This is a genomic window from Streptomyces sp. NPDC056480, from assembly GCF_042795405.1.
Lineage (GTDB): Bacteria > Actinomycetota > Actinomycetes > Streptomycetales > Streptomycetaceae > Streptomyces.
The window spans coordinates 73,098-87,989 of the sequence record NZ_JBHTSA010000016.1; the positions used below are offsets into that span (position 1 = coordinate 73,098).

The following is a 14,892-nucleotide window of genomic DNA, read 5'->3' on the forward strand; positions in this document are numbered from 1 at the left end:
ATGGAGTCCATGGCGAAGACCGGTACGACGACCCAGGGGCTGCGCGCGGCGATCGAGCGCAGCGGCTACTACCCGGCCCTCGTGGCCGAGGCGGTGGAGGCCGCTGTCGGCGGCGAGGCCGTCGCGTCGTACGTCGTGCACCAGGAGACCACGTTCGACGCCAACGAGGTCCGGCGCCACGTCACCGTCCTCGTCCTGACGCCGCACCGCTTCATCGTCAGCCACACCGACGAGCAGGCCGCCGACACCAGCTCCCCGACGCCGTACGCCACGACGTCCACCGAGTCCGTGAAGCTCGACCGGATCTCGTCGGTCGTCGTCAGTCGTGTCGTCGCCAACCCGGAGTCGTACACCCCGGGCACGCTGCCCCGCGAGGTGGTCCTCACCATCGGCTGGGGTGCCGTCTCCCGCATCGACCTGGAGCCCGCCGCCTGCGGCGACGCCAACTGCGACGCCGACCACGGCTACACGGGCAACGCCACCGCGGACGACCTCAGCCTCCGGGTGAGCGAGGCCGGGGACGGCCCGGACACCGTCCGGCAGACCCTCGTCTTCGCCCAGGCCCTGTCCGAAGCCATCGCGGCCACCGCCGCCCCCACGCGCTGATGGTGCAGCCGACCGCCGTGGCCCACGGCTGGCCCGACGACCCGGTTCCGCTCGCCCCGGACACCGCGCCGGTCCCCGAGTACACCTTCGGCTCCCTCGGCGACGTGCTGCCCACGCTCGTCGCAGGTCAGGGCGTGCCCGGGTGCGAGGCCCGGATCGCCGAGCTCTCCCCGGCCGACCGGAACTGCGTCTTCCTCATCGACGGGCTCGGCTGGGAGCAGATCAAGGCCCACCCGGACGAGGCCCCCTATCTGACCTCGCTCCTCGGCTCCTCGCGCGGCGGCACCGGCCGCCCGATCACCGCCGGCTTCCCCGCCACCACGGCGACCTCGCTCGCCTCCGTCGGCACCGGCCGCTACCCCGGTACGCACGGGCTGCCCGGCTACACCGTGCGCAACCCCGACACCGGCGAGCTGATGAACCAGCTCCGCTGGAAGCCGTGGACCGCGCCGCACGTCTGGCAGCCGTACCCCACCGTCTTCCGGCTCGCCCACGAGGCCGGGATCCACACCGCCCAGGTGTCCTCCCCGATCTTCGAGCAGACCCCGCTCACCAAGGTCGCGCTCAGCGGCGGCACGTTCCACGGCCGGCTCTCCGGCGAGGAGCGGATGGACTTCGCCGCCGAGCAGCTCGCCGCGGGCGACCGCTCGCTCGTCTACACGTACTACAGCGAGCTCGACGGCGCCGGACACCGCTTCGGCATCGACTCCGACGCCTGGCGCGGCCAGCTGATGTTCGTCGACCGGCTCGTACAGCGGCTCGCCGAGCAGCTGCCGCCCCGCTCGGCGCTGTACGTCACGGCCGACCACGGCATGGTCGACATCCCCTTCGACGAGCAGCACCGCATCGACTTCGACGAGGACTGGGAGCTCCGCGCGGGCGTCGCCCTCCTCGGCGGCGAGGGGCGCGCCCGGCACGTCTACGCCGTGCCCGGCGCCGAGGCGGACGTCCTCACCTGCTGGCGCGAGGTGATCGGCGAGCAGTTCTGGGTCGCGAGCCGCGACGAGGCGATCTCGCTCGGCTGGTTCGGGGACGAGATCGACGAGCGCGTGTACGGGCGGATCGGCGACGTCGTCGCCGCGGCCCACGACGACGTGGCGATCACCGCCTCCGTGAACGAGCCCCACGAGTCCGCGATGGCCGGCATGCACGGGTCCATGACCCCTGCGGAGCAGCTCGTCCCGCTGCTCGAAGTCCGCTCCTGAACCCTCCGGAACTCCGGCCCCCCGGACACCCTTCCCCCCTCCACGCCCTGAAAGGTCCCCGTCCCGTCATGCCCGAGCTGGTCTTCTTCTCCGGAACCATGGACTGCGGGAAGAGCACCCTGGCACTCCAGATCGCCCACAACCGTGACGCGCGAGGGCTGCAGGGCGTGATCTTCACCCGTGACGACCGGGCGGGCGAGGGCAAGCTCTCCTCCCGGCTCGGCCTGGTGACGGAGGCGGTCGAGGCGCCGGAGGGCATGGACCTGTACGCGTACCTCGTCACCCAGCTCTCCCAGGGCGGCAAGGCCGACTACGTGATCGTCGACGAGGCCCAGTTCCTCGCACCGGAGCAGATCGACCAGCTCGCCCGGGTCGTCGACGACCTCGGGCTCGACGTCTTCGCCTTCGGCATCACCACCGACTTCAGGACCAAGCTCTTCCCCGGCTCGCAGCGGCTCATCGAGCTGGCGGACCGCCTCGAGCAGCTCCAGGTCGAGGCGCTGTGCTGGTGCGGCGCCCGCGCCACGCACAACGCCCGCACGGTGGGCGGCGAGATGGTCGTGGAGGGCGAGCAGGTCGTCGTCGGCGACGTGAACCGCCCGGCCGAGGAGATCGGTTACGAGGTGCTGTGCCGACGCCATCACCGGCGCCGGATGACCTCCGCCTCGGCCCAGGCCGGGGCCCTCTCCCCGGACGTGCTGCCGGTCAACGGCTGAGCCCTCGCGGGGCCCGGTCCGTACGGCGGGACCGGAGCGGGAGAGAAACGGTATCGGGGCGCTCGACTCTGGCGGAGTAGTTCTCTGCAGGAGGAGTCTTTCGATGAAACATCCCCCGGACCGGATCGACGTGGCCGAGGGGCTGCGCCACATCCTTCAGGAGCTGTCCGCCATCGAGCGGTCGGTCGAGGGTGAACGCGCGGGCCTGCCGGATGCCCGTACGGACGGAGAGGGGTCCTGGGACGGGCCCGAGTTCACCGTCGAGACCGTCAGCGACAACAGCATGCACACCGTGGTGGACATCAGGGCGCTGCGCGGCCCCGGCCAGCCTCCGCCCGACCGTGCCGGGCCCGACGAGGAAGAGGTCGCCGCGCTGCGCGCGACCGTGCGCGCGCTGCTCGATCTGGCGGACATCGGATCCGGGCGGGTGTGTACCACCGTGGTCCTCACGCGGCGGGGGCCACGGGTGGTCAGTTGCCGGCTGGGCGGCGGCGCGACCGTGTTCGCAAGGGAGCCGGGGGCGGGGGCGCCTGGCTGAGCGGGATTCCTCAGAACGGCTGTACCCGGGCTGACCTGGCGTTCCCGGGTGCGTTCCCGTGCCGTGCCGGAAGGCGGTATCGGCTCGGGAACGGTCCGGGAACGGGTCACCGGAGAGTACGTGGTGTCGGGAAGCAGAACCGGAGAAAACCACGTAAAGGGGATATGGCCATGGGACGCAAGTCGACTGGATTCGCCGGGATCGTCGTCGCCGCCGCTCTCGCCCTCGGGCTCGGGGTCACGGTCGAGGCGGGTCACGAGCAGAGCCGGCCGGTCGGCGTGCAGGTCCAGGCCGACGACCAGGGCCCGACGGTGATCGGCAAGGGCGGGGTGGTCCGGGCCGGTGCGACCGACGACCAGGGGCCGACCGTCATCGGGTCCCGGATCGTCCGGGCCGGTGCCACCGACGACCAGGGGCCGACCGTCATCGGGAAGGGCGGCGTCGTCCAGGCCGGTGCCACGGACGACCAGGGCCCGACGGTCATCGGCAAGGGCGGAGTGGTCCAGGCCGGTGCGACCGACGACCAGGGTCCGACCGTCATCGGGTCCCGGATCGTCCAGGCCGGTGCCACCGACGACCAGGGCCCCACGGTGATCGGCAAGGGCGCGCCCGTCGCCGGCGGTCAGAGCGTCCTCGCCGCCTGATTCCCGCCGGTACGCAGGCCACGTCGCGCCCGATTCCCGCCGGTACACAGGCCACGTCGGCCAGATTCCCGCCGGTACGCAGGCCACGGTGTGCCTGACTCCCCCGGTACGCCGGCCACGTCTCGGCCTCGGCCCTGCCGGCCGGCTCGGTGACGTCAGCTACGACGGCGTTCCGCCGGAACGCCCATCTCGCCGAACAGCTCCTCCGCCGAGCGTTCGTTGCGCGCCGCCTCCTCCGAGAGGCCGAGGGCGGCCTGGGCGCGGGCCATGCCGGACAGGGCGTAGGCCATCTCGATGCGGAAGTCGAGGGAGTGCGCCACCACGTGGGCGCTCTCGTGCAGACCGAGCGCCGCCACGTACTCCTTGCGCTTGTAGAGGTAGCGGCCGACGGTGTTCTCGACCTTGGCCCGGCGCAGTGGAGAAACGTTTGGCCCGATGGTTTCCATGGCCCGGTCCGCGTACCGGACGGCCTGATCGTCCCGGCCGAGACGCTGGGCGACCTCCGCGAGCAGCGCGAGGGCGAGGGCCACCTGCCCCGGGTCGCTGTTCTCGGTGCAGAGCGCCCTGGCCCGTGCGAGACACGTGTCGGCGGCCTCGTTGTCACCGAGGCAGGCATGGGCGAACGCCAGGTCCGTGAAGGCCACCAACTTGTTCTCGTGCTGCCCCAGTTCGTCGCAGAGCGCGATCGCCCGACGGGCCGCCGACGCCGCCTCCTCGTGCCGCCCCCACTGCTCGTAGAGGGTGCTGAGCAGGGTGAGGCTCTCGGCCTCCGCCCGGCTGGCGCCCAGCTCCCGCTGGTGCGCGATCGACTTCTCCAGATGGGACAGCGCCTGCGGGAACCGGCCGAGGAGACTGTTGAGCTGGCCGAGGGCGCCCTCGCTGTGGGCCAGCGTCTGGACGTCCCCGAGCCGTTCGGCGACGTCCCGGCCCTCCGTGGCCACCTCGATGCCCTCGGCGAAGCGGCCCAGCTTCCAGCACGCCACGCCCAGATTGGACAGGCTCACCCCCAGCAGCGGCAGTTCGCCGAGGCGACGCGCGGCGGCCACCGCCAGGAGCCCCATCGAGCGGAACTCCTCCAACTGGCCCCGCGCGCTGAGCTGGAAGGCCAGGTTGCGGCTCAGGAACACGGTGTGGCGATCATGTCCGAGCCGGTCGGCCAGGCCCACCGCGCCGAGGAGCGACCCCTGCTCCCGCGCGAACCACTGCTCGGCCTGCTCGCTCCCCGGGAACCGCGGCAGCCGCGCGAGCCACGCGTCCGCGTCCTCCACCTCCGCCACCTCGGTGGGAATGCGGCGCCGGCCCGGGAACATCACCTGACAGGCCGACTCCGTCGCCGCCAGGTAGTAGTCGAGCAGCCGGCGCGTCGACGCGGAGTCGTCCTCCTCCGTCGCCGTCGACCTGAGGCTCTGCGCGAAGCTGCGCACCAGATCGTGGAAGGTGTACAGACCGATCTCGGGCTGCTGCAACAGATGGACGTCCAGCAGGAGTTCGAGGATGTCCTCGGCGTCGGCCGGATCGGTCTCCAGGAGAGCGGCCGCCGCGTACACGTCGAGGTCGCCGCCGGGATGCAGGGCCAGGCTGCGGAACGCGGTACGGCAGTCCTGCTCCAGGGCCTGGTACGACAGACGCAGGGTGGCGGCGACGCTGCGCTGCCCCGAACTCAGCTCGTCCAGCCGGCGCGTCTCGTCCCGCAACCGGTCGGCCAGGTAACGAAGCGTCCAGCGGGGCCTGTTGCGCAGCCGGGCGGTCGCGATCCGCAGCGCCAGGGGAAGACGGCCGCACAGCCGGGCCAGCTCGGCCGCCGCCTCCGGCTCCGCCGCGTACCGCCGCTCGCCCAGCGTCTCCGCCATCAGGGCCGCGCACTCCGCCGGCGACATCACGTCGATCGAGATCCACTGCGCCGAGTCGAGGTCCACCAGCCGGGCCCGGCTGGTGACGAGGACCAGGCAGCCCGGTGTGGTCGGCAGCAGCGGGCGTACGCCGTCGGCGTCGGCGGCGTTGTCGAGGAGCAGCAGCAGCCGCTTCCCGGTGACGGTCGACCGCCACAGTGCCGTACGGCCCGCGAGGTCCTCCGGGATGCGCGCGCCCGGCACGCCCAGGGCGCGTAACAGACTGTCGAGCGCTCCGCCGGCGGTCACCGGCTGCTCGCCGGGCGTGTAGCCGCGCAGGTCGATGTAGAGCTGGCCGTCGGGGAACTCGGCGGCCAGCGAGTGCGCCGCGTGCACGGCGAGCGAGGTCTTGCCGCTGCCGCCCATGCCGTCCAGGGCCACGATCCGGGAATGCCGCGCGCAGTCCCGCCCGGCCGAGTCGAGCAGCTCCCGCAGTTCGTCGCCGCGGCCGGTGAAGTCCGCCAGGTCGTACGGCAGGGTGCACGGTGCCTCGGCGGGCGCGGCCTCCGGCACGGCGACCGGGGCAGCGACGGGCGGGGGAGCGGGGGCGGCCAGCTCCGGACTGTCGCGGAGGATCCCCTCGTACACCCTGGTGAGCCGGGGGCCCGGGTCGACGCCCAGCTCCTCCACCAGGAGTTCGCGGACCCGGCTGTACTCCTCGAGCGCCTCGGCCTGCCGCCCCGAGCGGTACAGGGCGAGCATCAACTGGGCGCGCAGCGACTCGTGCAGGGGATGCGCCTGCACCAGATCCCGCAGATCGACGACGAGTTCCGCCGTCTCGCCCAGACCGAGGCGGAGATCGAAGAGCTGCTCCGCGGCGGCGAGCCTGCGCTCCTCGAGCGCGGTGGCCGCCGCCTCGATCACCGGGCCGCCCGCCCCCGACAGGATCGGTCCCCGCCAGAGGCCGAGGGCACGGCGCAGGGATTCCACCGCGTCGGCCGCCCGGCCCTCGCCCGGGGCGTCCCGGGCCGATTTCACAAGATTCCCGAACTCCGTCAGGTCGAGCTGCTCCGGAGCGAGCACCACCCGGTATCCGGGGCCGTCGGTGACGATGACCTCGCTGCCCGCGGGGATGCGCCGGCGCAGATCCGCGACCGCCTTGCGGACCTGGTGCGAGGCGGTCGCCGGCGGGTCCTCGGCCCAGGCCGACTCCACCAGCCGGCCGATCGTCAGCACCCGTCCCGGCTCCAGGAGCAGCGTACCGAGCACGCGTTCCTGGATGAGACCCCCCAGCCTCAGCCGGGAACCGTCGGCCCAGCCCTCGAGGGGGCCCAGCACGTTGAATCTCAGCGATTGCTCCTCGGCAGCGGTCATTGCCGCGAGCACCCCCCCAGGTCTCCCGTCCACGCCCTCGGCGCCGGTGATTGCGGATCCTAGCCCGTTCCCGTGACCCCCGGGAACGAGGCGGTACGGGATCGGTAAGCGGTCCCGCCACCGTATGACCCACGAGGCCGACTCCTTCACGGCCCTCGCGACTGAGGACCCCCCATGCAGCAAGGAGACTGGTCATGACCGAACAGGCATCGCCGGACGGGCTCGCCGAGCAGCTGCGGGCGGCACGGCAGTGGGCCGGCATCACCCAGGAGCAGCTGGCCGGCCTGTCGACCGTCAGCGTGCGCGCCATCCGGGACCTGGAGCAGGGACGGGTGCGGCACCCGCGCCGGGAGACGCTCCGGCTGCTCGCCGGTGCCATGCGGCTGAGCGACGCCCGCCGCGCCGCCCTCGAGCTGGCCGTCGAAGGGGCGGAGGCCGGCACGGTGATGCGGGAGGCGTACGGCGCCGAACTGGCCCCGCCGCCCAAGCCCTTGCGCAGACTCGTCGGCCGCGCCGAGGAACTCCGCGTCCTGACCGGTCTGTTGGCCACCGAGCACGAGCGGCTCCTCAGCGTGGTGGGCCTGGCCGGGGTGGGCAAGACCCGACTGGCCCAGGAGGCGGCCCTGTTGCTCCACGGCCGCGACCGTATGCCCGTCGTCTGGGTCGACATGGCGGAGACCGCGCCGCCGGCGGCCGGGCCCGCCGGGACCCGCAGCCCGCGGTCCGCGCTGACGGGCTGGGCCCGCTCCCTGGCCCTCGGCGGCCGGGGCCTGGACGAACTCGCCTCCGTGATACGCGGCCGGGCCACCCTGCTCGTCCTCGACGGCCACGACACCGGCCCCCACCTCACACCCCCGCTCCTCGAACTGCTGCACGTCTGCGAGCGGCTCAAGGTACTGATCACCACGCGCGAGCCGCACCGCACCCCGGGCAACCGGATGCTGCCGCTCGGCCCGCTGCCGGTACCCGACCCGGAGCACGGAGAGTCCCCGAACGGCGCCGAAGCCCTCGGCGCCTCCCTGACCGCCGGCCGGCCCGCCGTCGAGCTCATGCTGTCGTACGTCGGTCACATGCGCCCCGACCTGATGCCCGGCGACTCGCTGGTGCGCACGGTGGCGGGGCTCAGCCGGGCCCTCGACGGCGTGCCGCGGGCGATGGAGGCGGCAGCCTCCTGGCTGCTGCTGCGTTCGCCCGCGGAGCTGCTGCGGATCGCGCGGACCACGCCGCTCGACGTCGTGGACGACGTGACCGCGGGGGACACCGGCGGCGACGGGGGCGGCGAGGGACTCGCCGCGCTGCTCGCGGCGGCCGTGGCCCGGCTCGACGACGGGCCCGCGGCGCTGCTGGGCGACCTGAGTCTCCTTCCCGACGGCTGGAGCGCCGACCAGGCCGCCGCCGGTCTGTCGGCGACCCCGGCCGCCGTGGTGCGCGACGTCCACGCGCTGATGCTGCGCGGCCTCGTACGACGCCTTCCCGGCGAGGAGGACGGCGCCCCGCGGTTCGGGGTGCTCAACCTGGTGCGGCAGCTCGCCGCCGAACGCGCCGCCTCGCTCGTACCGACGACGGCCCTCGTCTCCTCCTGAACGGACCCCGAGCTCCCCCCGATTCCTCTTCCCGCTCCTCGTCCCTCCCGTTCCCTTCCGTTCGCTCCCTTCCCTTCCCTTCCCTTCCCTTCCCCCTCCTGTCCTCTTCCCCTCCCTTCCTCCTCCTCGAAGAAAGGCCCGTCCGCCATGCGCAACCTGATCTCGCTCGCCGACCTGAAGCCCGAGCAGCTCGCCCGTATCGTCGCCCGCGCCGTCGAGTTCGGCACCGGCGGCGTCGACGACAAGCCGCTGGCCGGCCGCCAGGTCGGTGTCTACTTCCGCAAGTCGTCCACCCGGACCCGGACCTCGTTCTGGAGCGGCGCCACCCGGCTGGGCGCCGACGTCATCACCTTCGGCCCCGACGAACTCCAGCTGACCACCGGTGAGACCGTCGAGGACACCAGCCGCGTCCTCGGCCAGTACCTCGACGCGCTCGTCGTCCGCACCAACGGCGACGTCGCGGAGATGCGCCGCCTCGGCGGCAGCCCCGACCTCGCCGTGGTGAACGCCCTCAGCCTCGACGAGCACCCGACGCAGGCGATCGCCGACCTGACCACGCTCGCCGAGCACTTCGGGAAGCTCGCCGGGCTCCATGTGCTCGTCGTCGGCGAGGGCAACAGCTCCGGCGCGGCGCTCGCACTGGCCGGCGCGCTCACCCCCGGGCTGCGGATCACCCTGCTGAGCCCCGAGGGGTACGAGGTGCCCAAGAGCACCATGGACCTCGTCGACGAACTCAGCGGCGGCGACCACCAGGTGCGCCGCATCACCGATCCGGCCGAGGTCGAGGGCCCCGTCGACGCGGTCTACACGAGCCGCTGGCAGACCATGGGCGTGCCGAAGGCGGACCCCGACTGGCTGACGGCGTTCGAGGGCTTCGCCATCGACCGCGCGTTCTTCGAGCGGTACAGCGGCCCGGACACCGTCTTCCTGCACGACCTGCCCGCCGTGCGCGGCCAGGAGGTCACCGACGAGGTCCTCGACGGTGAGCGCAGCCTCGCCTGGCGGCAGGCCCACCACAAGATGACCGCGGCGATGGCCGTACTGGAGTGGTGCGTGGTCGGCGAGAACTGAGCGGCACAGATCTGAAACGGACGGGGGCGGCGTCGGCACGGGTTCGTGGAACCCGGTACCGACGCCGCCCCCGCGTCTGTGCGACGTTCGTCAGCCGCCCATCGCGGCGACCACCGAACGAGGCCGCAGATCCGTCCAGTTGGCCTCGATGTACTCGGCGCACTCCTGCTTGCTGCCCTCCTCGCGGACCAGCTGCCAGCCCTCCGGGCGGCGGATCAGGGCGGGCCACAGCGAGTGCTGGCCCTCGTCGTTGGCCAGGACGACGAAACGGCCGTCGGCGTCGTCGAACGGATTGGTTGCCATGGCTTCACCTCTGTGGGTTCCGTGGAACGGGGATCCGGTGCCGCACCGGTGCCTCGACGCTACGAGACGGTGTCCGCCGGTTCGGGCAGCCGGGGCGGCAGTTGGGCGGCAGCCCGCCCGAGCCTCGTGCGCGGCGGCCGGCCCCGCGCGCGGGGTCCTATACGAGGACGCGGGACACGTCGTTGGCGCGTGTGACGGCGATGCCGGTGGCCACCGCGGCGGCCCGCACCGAGCCGAGCGCCTCGCGCAGCAGCTCCGTGCGCAGCTGGGGCTGGTCCGCCAGCTCCGGCCGGTCGGCGTCGATCAACTGCACCGCCGCCTCCAGTACGGCGAACGTGGCCTCGCCCAGGGGCTCGTGGCGGTCGGCATCGGTCATGACGTCGCGCAGGGCCGCGGCCAGTTCCGCGGCGGGGGCGATCTGGGACATGGGTCCACTCCTCAGGGTTCTCGGACGCGCGTGCTCCCGCGTTCCGCTCCGGCCGACGGGGCTCCGGAGCGGCGGATTTCGACTGTAGGGCGGGCCGGGAGGGCGGCGGCGACAGGCACCGGCAACTGCCGCCCGGCTGCCGCCCGGGGCGCCGGTCGACGGTGTTCCGCGTTCCTACGATCGATGCCGAAGGGATGTTCCGAGCGATCCAGGACCTCCTTCTCCCACTTGTCATCCCACGATGTGGACGAAGAAGTGATGATGCAGACTGCGGAATGGGCGTCCCGAGAGCGATCCGGGCCGCTGGACGTCGTTGTCACCGGACTGCCGTCCGATGCGCACACCTGGAACCTCGTATTCATCCAGCTGCTGATCGAGGACCTGGGACACCACGTCATCAACCTGGGCCCGTGCGTCCCCCAGGACGAGATCGTCGAATCCTGCGGCAAGTACCAGCCCGACCTGCTCGTGGTCAGCACCGTCAACGGCCACGGCTTCCAGGACGCCGACCAGCTCATCCGGGCGATCCGCTCGCGCTGGGAGCTGGCCGGCCTGCCCGCCGTCATCGGCGGCAAGCTGGGCGTCCTCGGCGCCGAGCAGCGGGCCGGGCACGGCCGCCGGCTCCGTGAGGCCGGCTTCGACGCGGTGTTCCAGGACGACCCGGAGCAGGGGCAGGACGCGGGCCTCGGCGCCTTCGAGGCGTTCATCGCCCGACTGGACGCAGAGCGAGGCCCGGCCGCCGCGCTCCCCGGCGACGGCGCCCCGGCCGCCCCGCTCCCGGCCGACGGCGCACCGGCCGCCCGGCTCCCGGGCGACGGCGCCGCGGTCACCGACCGCTTCCCCGCCGGCCGCGCCCCGGTGGCCTCCGCCGCCCCCCTCGAAGGGGTGGCAGGGTGACCTCCTTCGGCCGGTTCGTGTCCGCGGCCCACGCGAGGGGCGCCCTCGTGGTCCAGCCCCGCATGGGCTTCTCCCAGCCCGCCCGCATGAGGACCGGGCTGGCGGCCACCAAGGCCGCCACGGACGCCGTCGCCGGCACCCTCACCATCGACAGCTACACCCGGGTCTGCGACGAGCCCTCGGCCGTCCGCGCCCTGGGCGACGGCATCCCGCTCAACGGCTACCCCATCACCTCCTACAGCCCGAGCACCTCGCACTGGGTCCTGGACGGACTCGCGGACGAGACCTTCCCCGTCCAGGTCCGGCACGGCTCGGCACGGCCCCAGCGGATCGTCGCCGCGCTCGCCCGGCTCGGCCTCACCGCGACCGAGGGCGGACCCGTCTCGTACTGCCTGCCCTACGGCCGTACCCCGCTGGAGGACTCCGTCCGCAACTGGCGGGAGACCTGCCTGCAGTTGGCCGCCCTGCGCGCCGACGGCGCGGAACCCCACCTGGAGAGCTTCGGCGGCTGCATGCTCGGCCAGCTCTGCCCGCCGGGACTGCTCGTGGCCATCAGCGCCCTGGAGGGGGTCTTCTTCCACCGGGCCGGACTGCGGTCCGTCTCGCTCAGCTACGCCCAGCAGACCAACCCCGAGCAGGACCGGCAGGCGGTGCGCGCGCTGCGCCGGCTCGCCGCCGAACTCCTGCCGGACACCGACTGGCACGTCGTCGTCTACACCTACATGGGCGTCTACCCCAGGACCACACGCGGAGCCCACGCCCTCCTGGCGGACTCCGCCGAGCTCGCGGTCCGGGCCGGCGGGCAGCGGCTCATCGTGAAGACCGCCGCCGAGGCCCACCGCATCCCGACCGTCGCCGAGAACGTCCGGGCGCTGCGCATCGCGACGGAGGCGGCCCGCCGGGCCGCCGCGACCCCGGGCGCCGAGGACGGGGACGACGAGGCCGGCAACCCCGTCTACGCGGAGGCCCGCGCCCTCGTGGACGCCGTGCTCGACCTGCACTCCGACCTCGGCAGCGCGCTCCTGAAGGCCTTCGAGCGCGGCTACCTGGACGTCCCCTACTGCCTGCACCCCGACAACGCCGGCCGCTCCCGCAGCCACATCGACGCGGCGGGCCGCCTGACCTGGTCGAACATCGGGGCCATGCCCATCGGGCGGGTCGCCGGACGCAGCGGCGCCCGGCTCACCGCGACCGGACTCCACGACGCGCTGACCTTCGTACAGCGCCGATACGACCACCTCGACACCCGCACCGAGGACGTCGACCCCACCCCCGTCGACGCCCCGCTCCTCCAGGAGGTATGACCATGACCGTCACCATCGCCGAGGCCGTGGACGAGGCGCTCCTGCCGTTCCCGTCCTCGCCCGACGCGCATCTGACCGATCCGCTCACCCGGGCCACCCTGCGCGTGCAGAGCCACATGCTCACCGCCACCCGCGCCTTCCTGACCGCCCGCGGCTTCCAGGAGCTGCTGCCGCCCATCATCGGCCCGGTCACCGACCCCGGCATCCGCGGCTCCAAGCAGGTGGACGTCGACTTCTACGGCCACAAGTACAAGATGATGACGAGCGCGATCCTCTACAAGCAGGCCTCGCTCCTCGCCTTCGACAAGATCTTCTACATCGCGCCCAACGTCCGGCTCGAACCCCTCGAGACGGCCGTCACGCACCGCCACCTCGCCGAGTTCCACCAGATCGACGTCGAGATCCGCGACGCCCGCCGCGAGGACGCCATGGACCTCGCCGAGCAGCTCGTCACCCATGTCGTCGCCGAGGTCGTCTCCCACATGCCGGCCGAACTCGACCTGCTGGGCCGGGACACCGACGCCCTGCGCGAGATCTTCGCGGCTGCCTTCGGACGCGTCGGCCACCAGCAGGCCACCGCGGAGCTGATCGGCCTCGGCCACCCCCAGGACCCCGCCGCCGAGATCGACTGGCAGGGCGAGGAGATCGTCTCCGCCCGCGCGGACCGCCCCTTCTTCATCACCGACTACCCCAAGGGCTCCCGCGGCTTCTACGACAAGGAGAACGCCGAACAGCCCGGCGTCCTGAGGAACTTCGACCTCATCGCCCCCGAGGGCTACGGCGAGCTCGCCAGCGGCAGCGAGCGGGAGCACGACTACGCCACCCTCGTCACCCGCATGCGGGAGACCGGCGAGAACCCCGCCAAGTACGGCTGGTACCTGGATCTGGCCCGCCGCGGCATCCCCGCCAGCTCCGGCTTCGGCATCGGCCTCGAGCGCTTCACCCGCTACGTCACCGGACGGCAGGCCGCCTGGCAGGCCAGCGCCTACCCGAAGCTCCCCGGGGTGGTGTCGGCGTGAGCACCGCACTCGTCGCGGACGGCTTCCCCGAGGAGCAGGTCCGGCAGCGCGCCCGGCACGGCGCCGGGGCGGTCTTCCCCGCCGAGGCGGGCTACGGCACCGGACTGCTCGGCGCCCTTCCCGCCCCGTCCCCGGAACGGACCGGGTACGACCCGGAGGACGTGCTGGAGCGGATCCGGATCGTGCCGCCCGTCTTCATGCCCGAGCGGCTGAAGAAGCTCATCGACCTCGCCCGCGAGCCGCTCTACAGCGACGTCGAACTCACCACCGTCATCGGCGGGTTCACCAGCAGGCTGCCGCTGTACGTGTCGGCCTTCGGGTCCACCCGGGCCGCCAGCCACGACCTCGGCGAGGTCGCCGGACGGCAGGCCGGAGCACTCGGCATCCCGCTGGTCATCGGCGAGAACGTCGTCCCCGTCAACGGCTACCGCAGCGCCGGCGAGGCCGGCGCCTCCCCGCTGCTCGGCCGGATCGCCGCCTACGCAGAGGCGGCCGACGGCGAGCACGGCGGCGTCGTCGTCCAGCAGTCCACCGAGGACGCCGACGCCGAGGTGTGGAACCTCGTCTACAGCGACCCCGTCACGGAACCCCTGCTCGCCACCGGCCGGCTCGCCTTCGAGCTCAAGGTCGGCCAGGGCGCCAAGCCCGGCCTCGGCGGGCTCACCCTGCTCGACCGGCAGACCGCCGGCCAGGTCGCGGAGCAGTACTCCCTCGACGAGGTGTTCGGCGCGGGCAGCGACCAGGTGCTCCGGGTCGCCAGCCCCGGCACCTTCACCGAGGAGATCCTGCGCCAGCAGATCCGCCTCATGCGCAACAACTTCCCCCGCGCCCGGGTGTGGGTGAAGCTCCACCCCGGCCGGGACGTGGCCCACGCCGCGGCCACCGCCTGGGCGGCCGGCGCGGACTCCGTCACCGTCGACGGCGCGGAGGGCGGCACCGCCTGGGCCCCCACCGGCTTCCTCGGCCACGTCGGCCTGCCGCTCGCCGACTGCCTGCGTCGGGTCGGACCCACCGACCACTGCCTCCTCGCCAGCGGACGCATGTGGGAGGGCACCCGCGCCGTCAAGGCCCTCGCCCTCGGCGCCCGCGCCGTCGGCCTCGGCCGCGCCGCACTGCTCGCCGTCGACGAGGACCGCGAGGCGGGCCTCACCCGGCTCGTCGAGGCCCTCGCCCTCGAACTGCGGATGCTGACCAGCGCCGTCGGCAAGTACCACGTGAACGCCCTGGACCCGGAGGACCTGCTCCTGCCGGACCGGTGGGAGCGGCCGCCCGCCGCCCCCGGCGCCGCCTAGATCCGCCTCAGCACCACCTACGCGATTCCCAGTCGTGGCCGTACGGGATGTCCGGCACGCCGCGAGACCCGTACCCGCCCGAAC

At 73.2% G+C, this 14,892-nt stretch carries 14 protein-coding genes; 11 read left to right on the top strand and 3 right to left on the bottom strand.

Annotated elements, in window-relative coordinates:
- Positions 1–9 precede the first annotated feature (9 nt).
- From ACFQ79_RS10360 to ACFQ79_RS10380, 5 genes are all read left to right on the top strand, one after another.
- The gene (locus ACFQ79_RS10360) at positions 10–606 is read left to right on the top strand and encodes a DUF5998 family protein (protein WP_030325407.1); all 597 of its coding nucleotides are present in this window, start codon (positions 10–12) and stop codon (positions 604–606) included.
- The gene (locus ACFQ79_RS10365; RefSeq protein ID WP_383581076.1) at positions 606–1,811 is read left to right on the top strand and encodes an alkaline phosphatase family protein; all 1,206 of its coding nucleotides are present in this window, start codon (positions 606–608) and stop codon (positions 1,809–1,811) included. The genes ACFQ79_RS10360 and ACFQ79_RS10365 overlap by 1 nt, the downstream gene beginning before the upstream one ends.
- A gap of 68 nt (positions 1,812–1,879) precedes the next feature.
- Positions 1,880–2,527: a thymidine kinase gene (locus ACFQ79_RS10370; protein ID WP_383581080.1), complete on the top strand. Its 648-nt coding sequence runs from the start codon at positions 1,880–1,882 to the stop codon at positions 2,525–2,527.
- Positions 2,528–2,630: 103 nt separating this feature from the next.
- Complete coding sequence (locus ACFQ79_RS10375; protein WP_383581083.1) at positions 2,631–3,065, top strand: hypothetical protein; 435 nt, start codon at positions 2,631–2,633, stop codon at positions 3,063–3,065.
- A 170-nt stretch (positions 3,066–3,235) separates the two neighbouring features.
- Positions 3,236–3,709, top strand: coding sequence for a hypothetical protein (locus ACFQ79_RS10380; RefSeq protein WP_383581086.1), 474 nt, complete (start codon positions 3,236–3,238; stop codon positions 3,707–3,709).
- Between the two features lie 155 nt (positions 3,710–3,864).
- Here the strand turns inward: ACFQ79_RS10380 and ACFQ79_RS10385 are convergent, their stop codons facing one another.
- Positions 3,865–6,912, bottom strand: a complete 3,048-nt coding sequence (locus ACFQ79_RS10385; RefSeq protein ID WP_383581089.1) for a BTAD domain-containing putative transcriptional regulator — start codon at positions 6,910–6,912, stop codon at positions 3,865–3,867.
- A 194-nt stretch (positions 6,913–7,106) separates the two neighbouring features.
- On the opposite strand from ACFQ79_RS10385, the gene ACFQ79_RS10390 reads away from it, so the two are divergent.
- Both ACFQ79_RS10390 and ACFQ79_RS10395 read left to right on the top strand, forming a co-directional pair.
- Entirely contained in the window at positions 7,107–8,495 is a 1,389-nt protein-coding gene (locus tag ACFQ79_RS10390; RefSeq protein WP_383581092.1) for a helix-turn-helix domain-containing protein, read from the top strand.
- A 147-nt stretch (positions 8,496–8,642) separates the two neighbouring features.
- Complete coding sequence (locus ACFQ79_RS10395) at positions 8,643–9,566, top strand: ornithine carbamoyltransferase (protein ID WP_073906345.1); 924 nt, start codon at positions 8,643–8,645, stop codon at positions 9,564–9,566.
- 90 nt (positions 9,567–9,656) lie between these two features.
- Here ACFQ79_RS10395 and ACFQ79_RS10400 read toward each other — a convergent pair whose 3' ends face one another.
- Both ACFQ79_RS10400 and ACFQ79_RS10405 read right to left on the bottom strand, forming a co-directional pair.
- Entirely contained in the window at positions 9,657–9,869 is a 213-nt protein-coding gene (locus tag ACFQ79_RS10400; protein WP_383581094.1) for an MbtH family protein, read from the bottom strand.
- A 157-nt stretch (positions 9,870–10,026) separates the two neighbouring features.
- Positions 10,027–10,296 carry a hypothetical protein gene (locus tag ACFQ79_RS10405; protein WP_383581097.1) on the bottom strand — a complete coding sequence of 90 codons (270 nt, stop codon included), beginning with the start codon at positions 10,294–10,296 and terminating at the stop codon, positions 10,027–10,029.
- Between the two features lie 258 nt (positions 10,297–10,554).
- On the opposite strand from ACFQ79_RS10405, the gene ACFQ79_RS10410 reads away from it, so the two are divergent.
- From ACFQ79_RS10410 to ACFQ79_RS10425, 4 genes are read left to right on the top strand one after another with little or no spacing between them, the layout of a single operon-like run.
- On the top strand, positions 10,555–11,193 hold the full coding sequence (locus ACFQ79_RS10410) for a cobalamin-dependent protein (RefSeq protein ID WP_383581100.1): 639 nt from the start codon (positions 10,555–10,557) through the stop codon (positions 11,191–11,193).
- On the top strand, positions 11,190–12,497 hold the full coding sequence (locus tag ACFQ79_RS10415; RefSeq protein ID WP_383581102.1) for a methylaspartate mutase: 1,308 nt from the start codon (positions 11,190–11,192) through the stop codon (positions 12,495–12,497). The genes ACFQ79_RS10410 and ACFQ79_RS10415 overlap by 4 nt, the downstream gene beginning before the upstream one ends.
- Positions 12,494–13,516, top strand: a complete 1,023-nt coding sequence (locus ACFQ79_RS10420; protein ID WP_383581105.1) for an asparagine synthetase A — start codon at positions 12,494–12,496, stop codon at positions 13,514–13,516. Before ACFQ79_RS10415 ends, ACFQ79_RS10420 begins: the two co-directional genes overlap by 4 nt.
- Positions 13,513–14,808: a glutamate synthase-related protein gene (locus tag ACFQ79_RS10425; protein ID WP_383581108.1), complete on the top strand. Its 1,296-nt coding sequence runs from the start codon at positions 13,513–13,515 to the stop codon at positions 14,806–14,808. Before ACFQ79_RS10420 ends, ACFQ79_RS10425 begins: the two co-directional genes overlap by 4 nt.
- Positions 14,809–14,892: the final 84 nt, after the last annotated feature.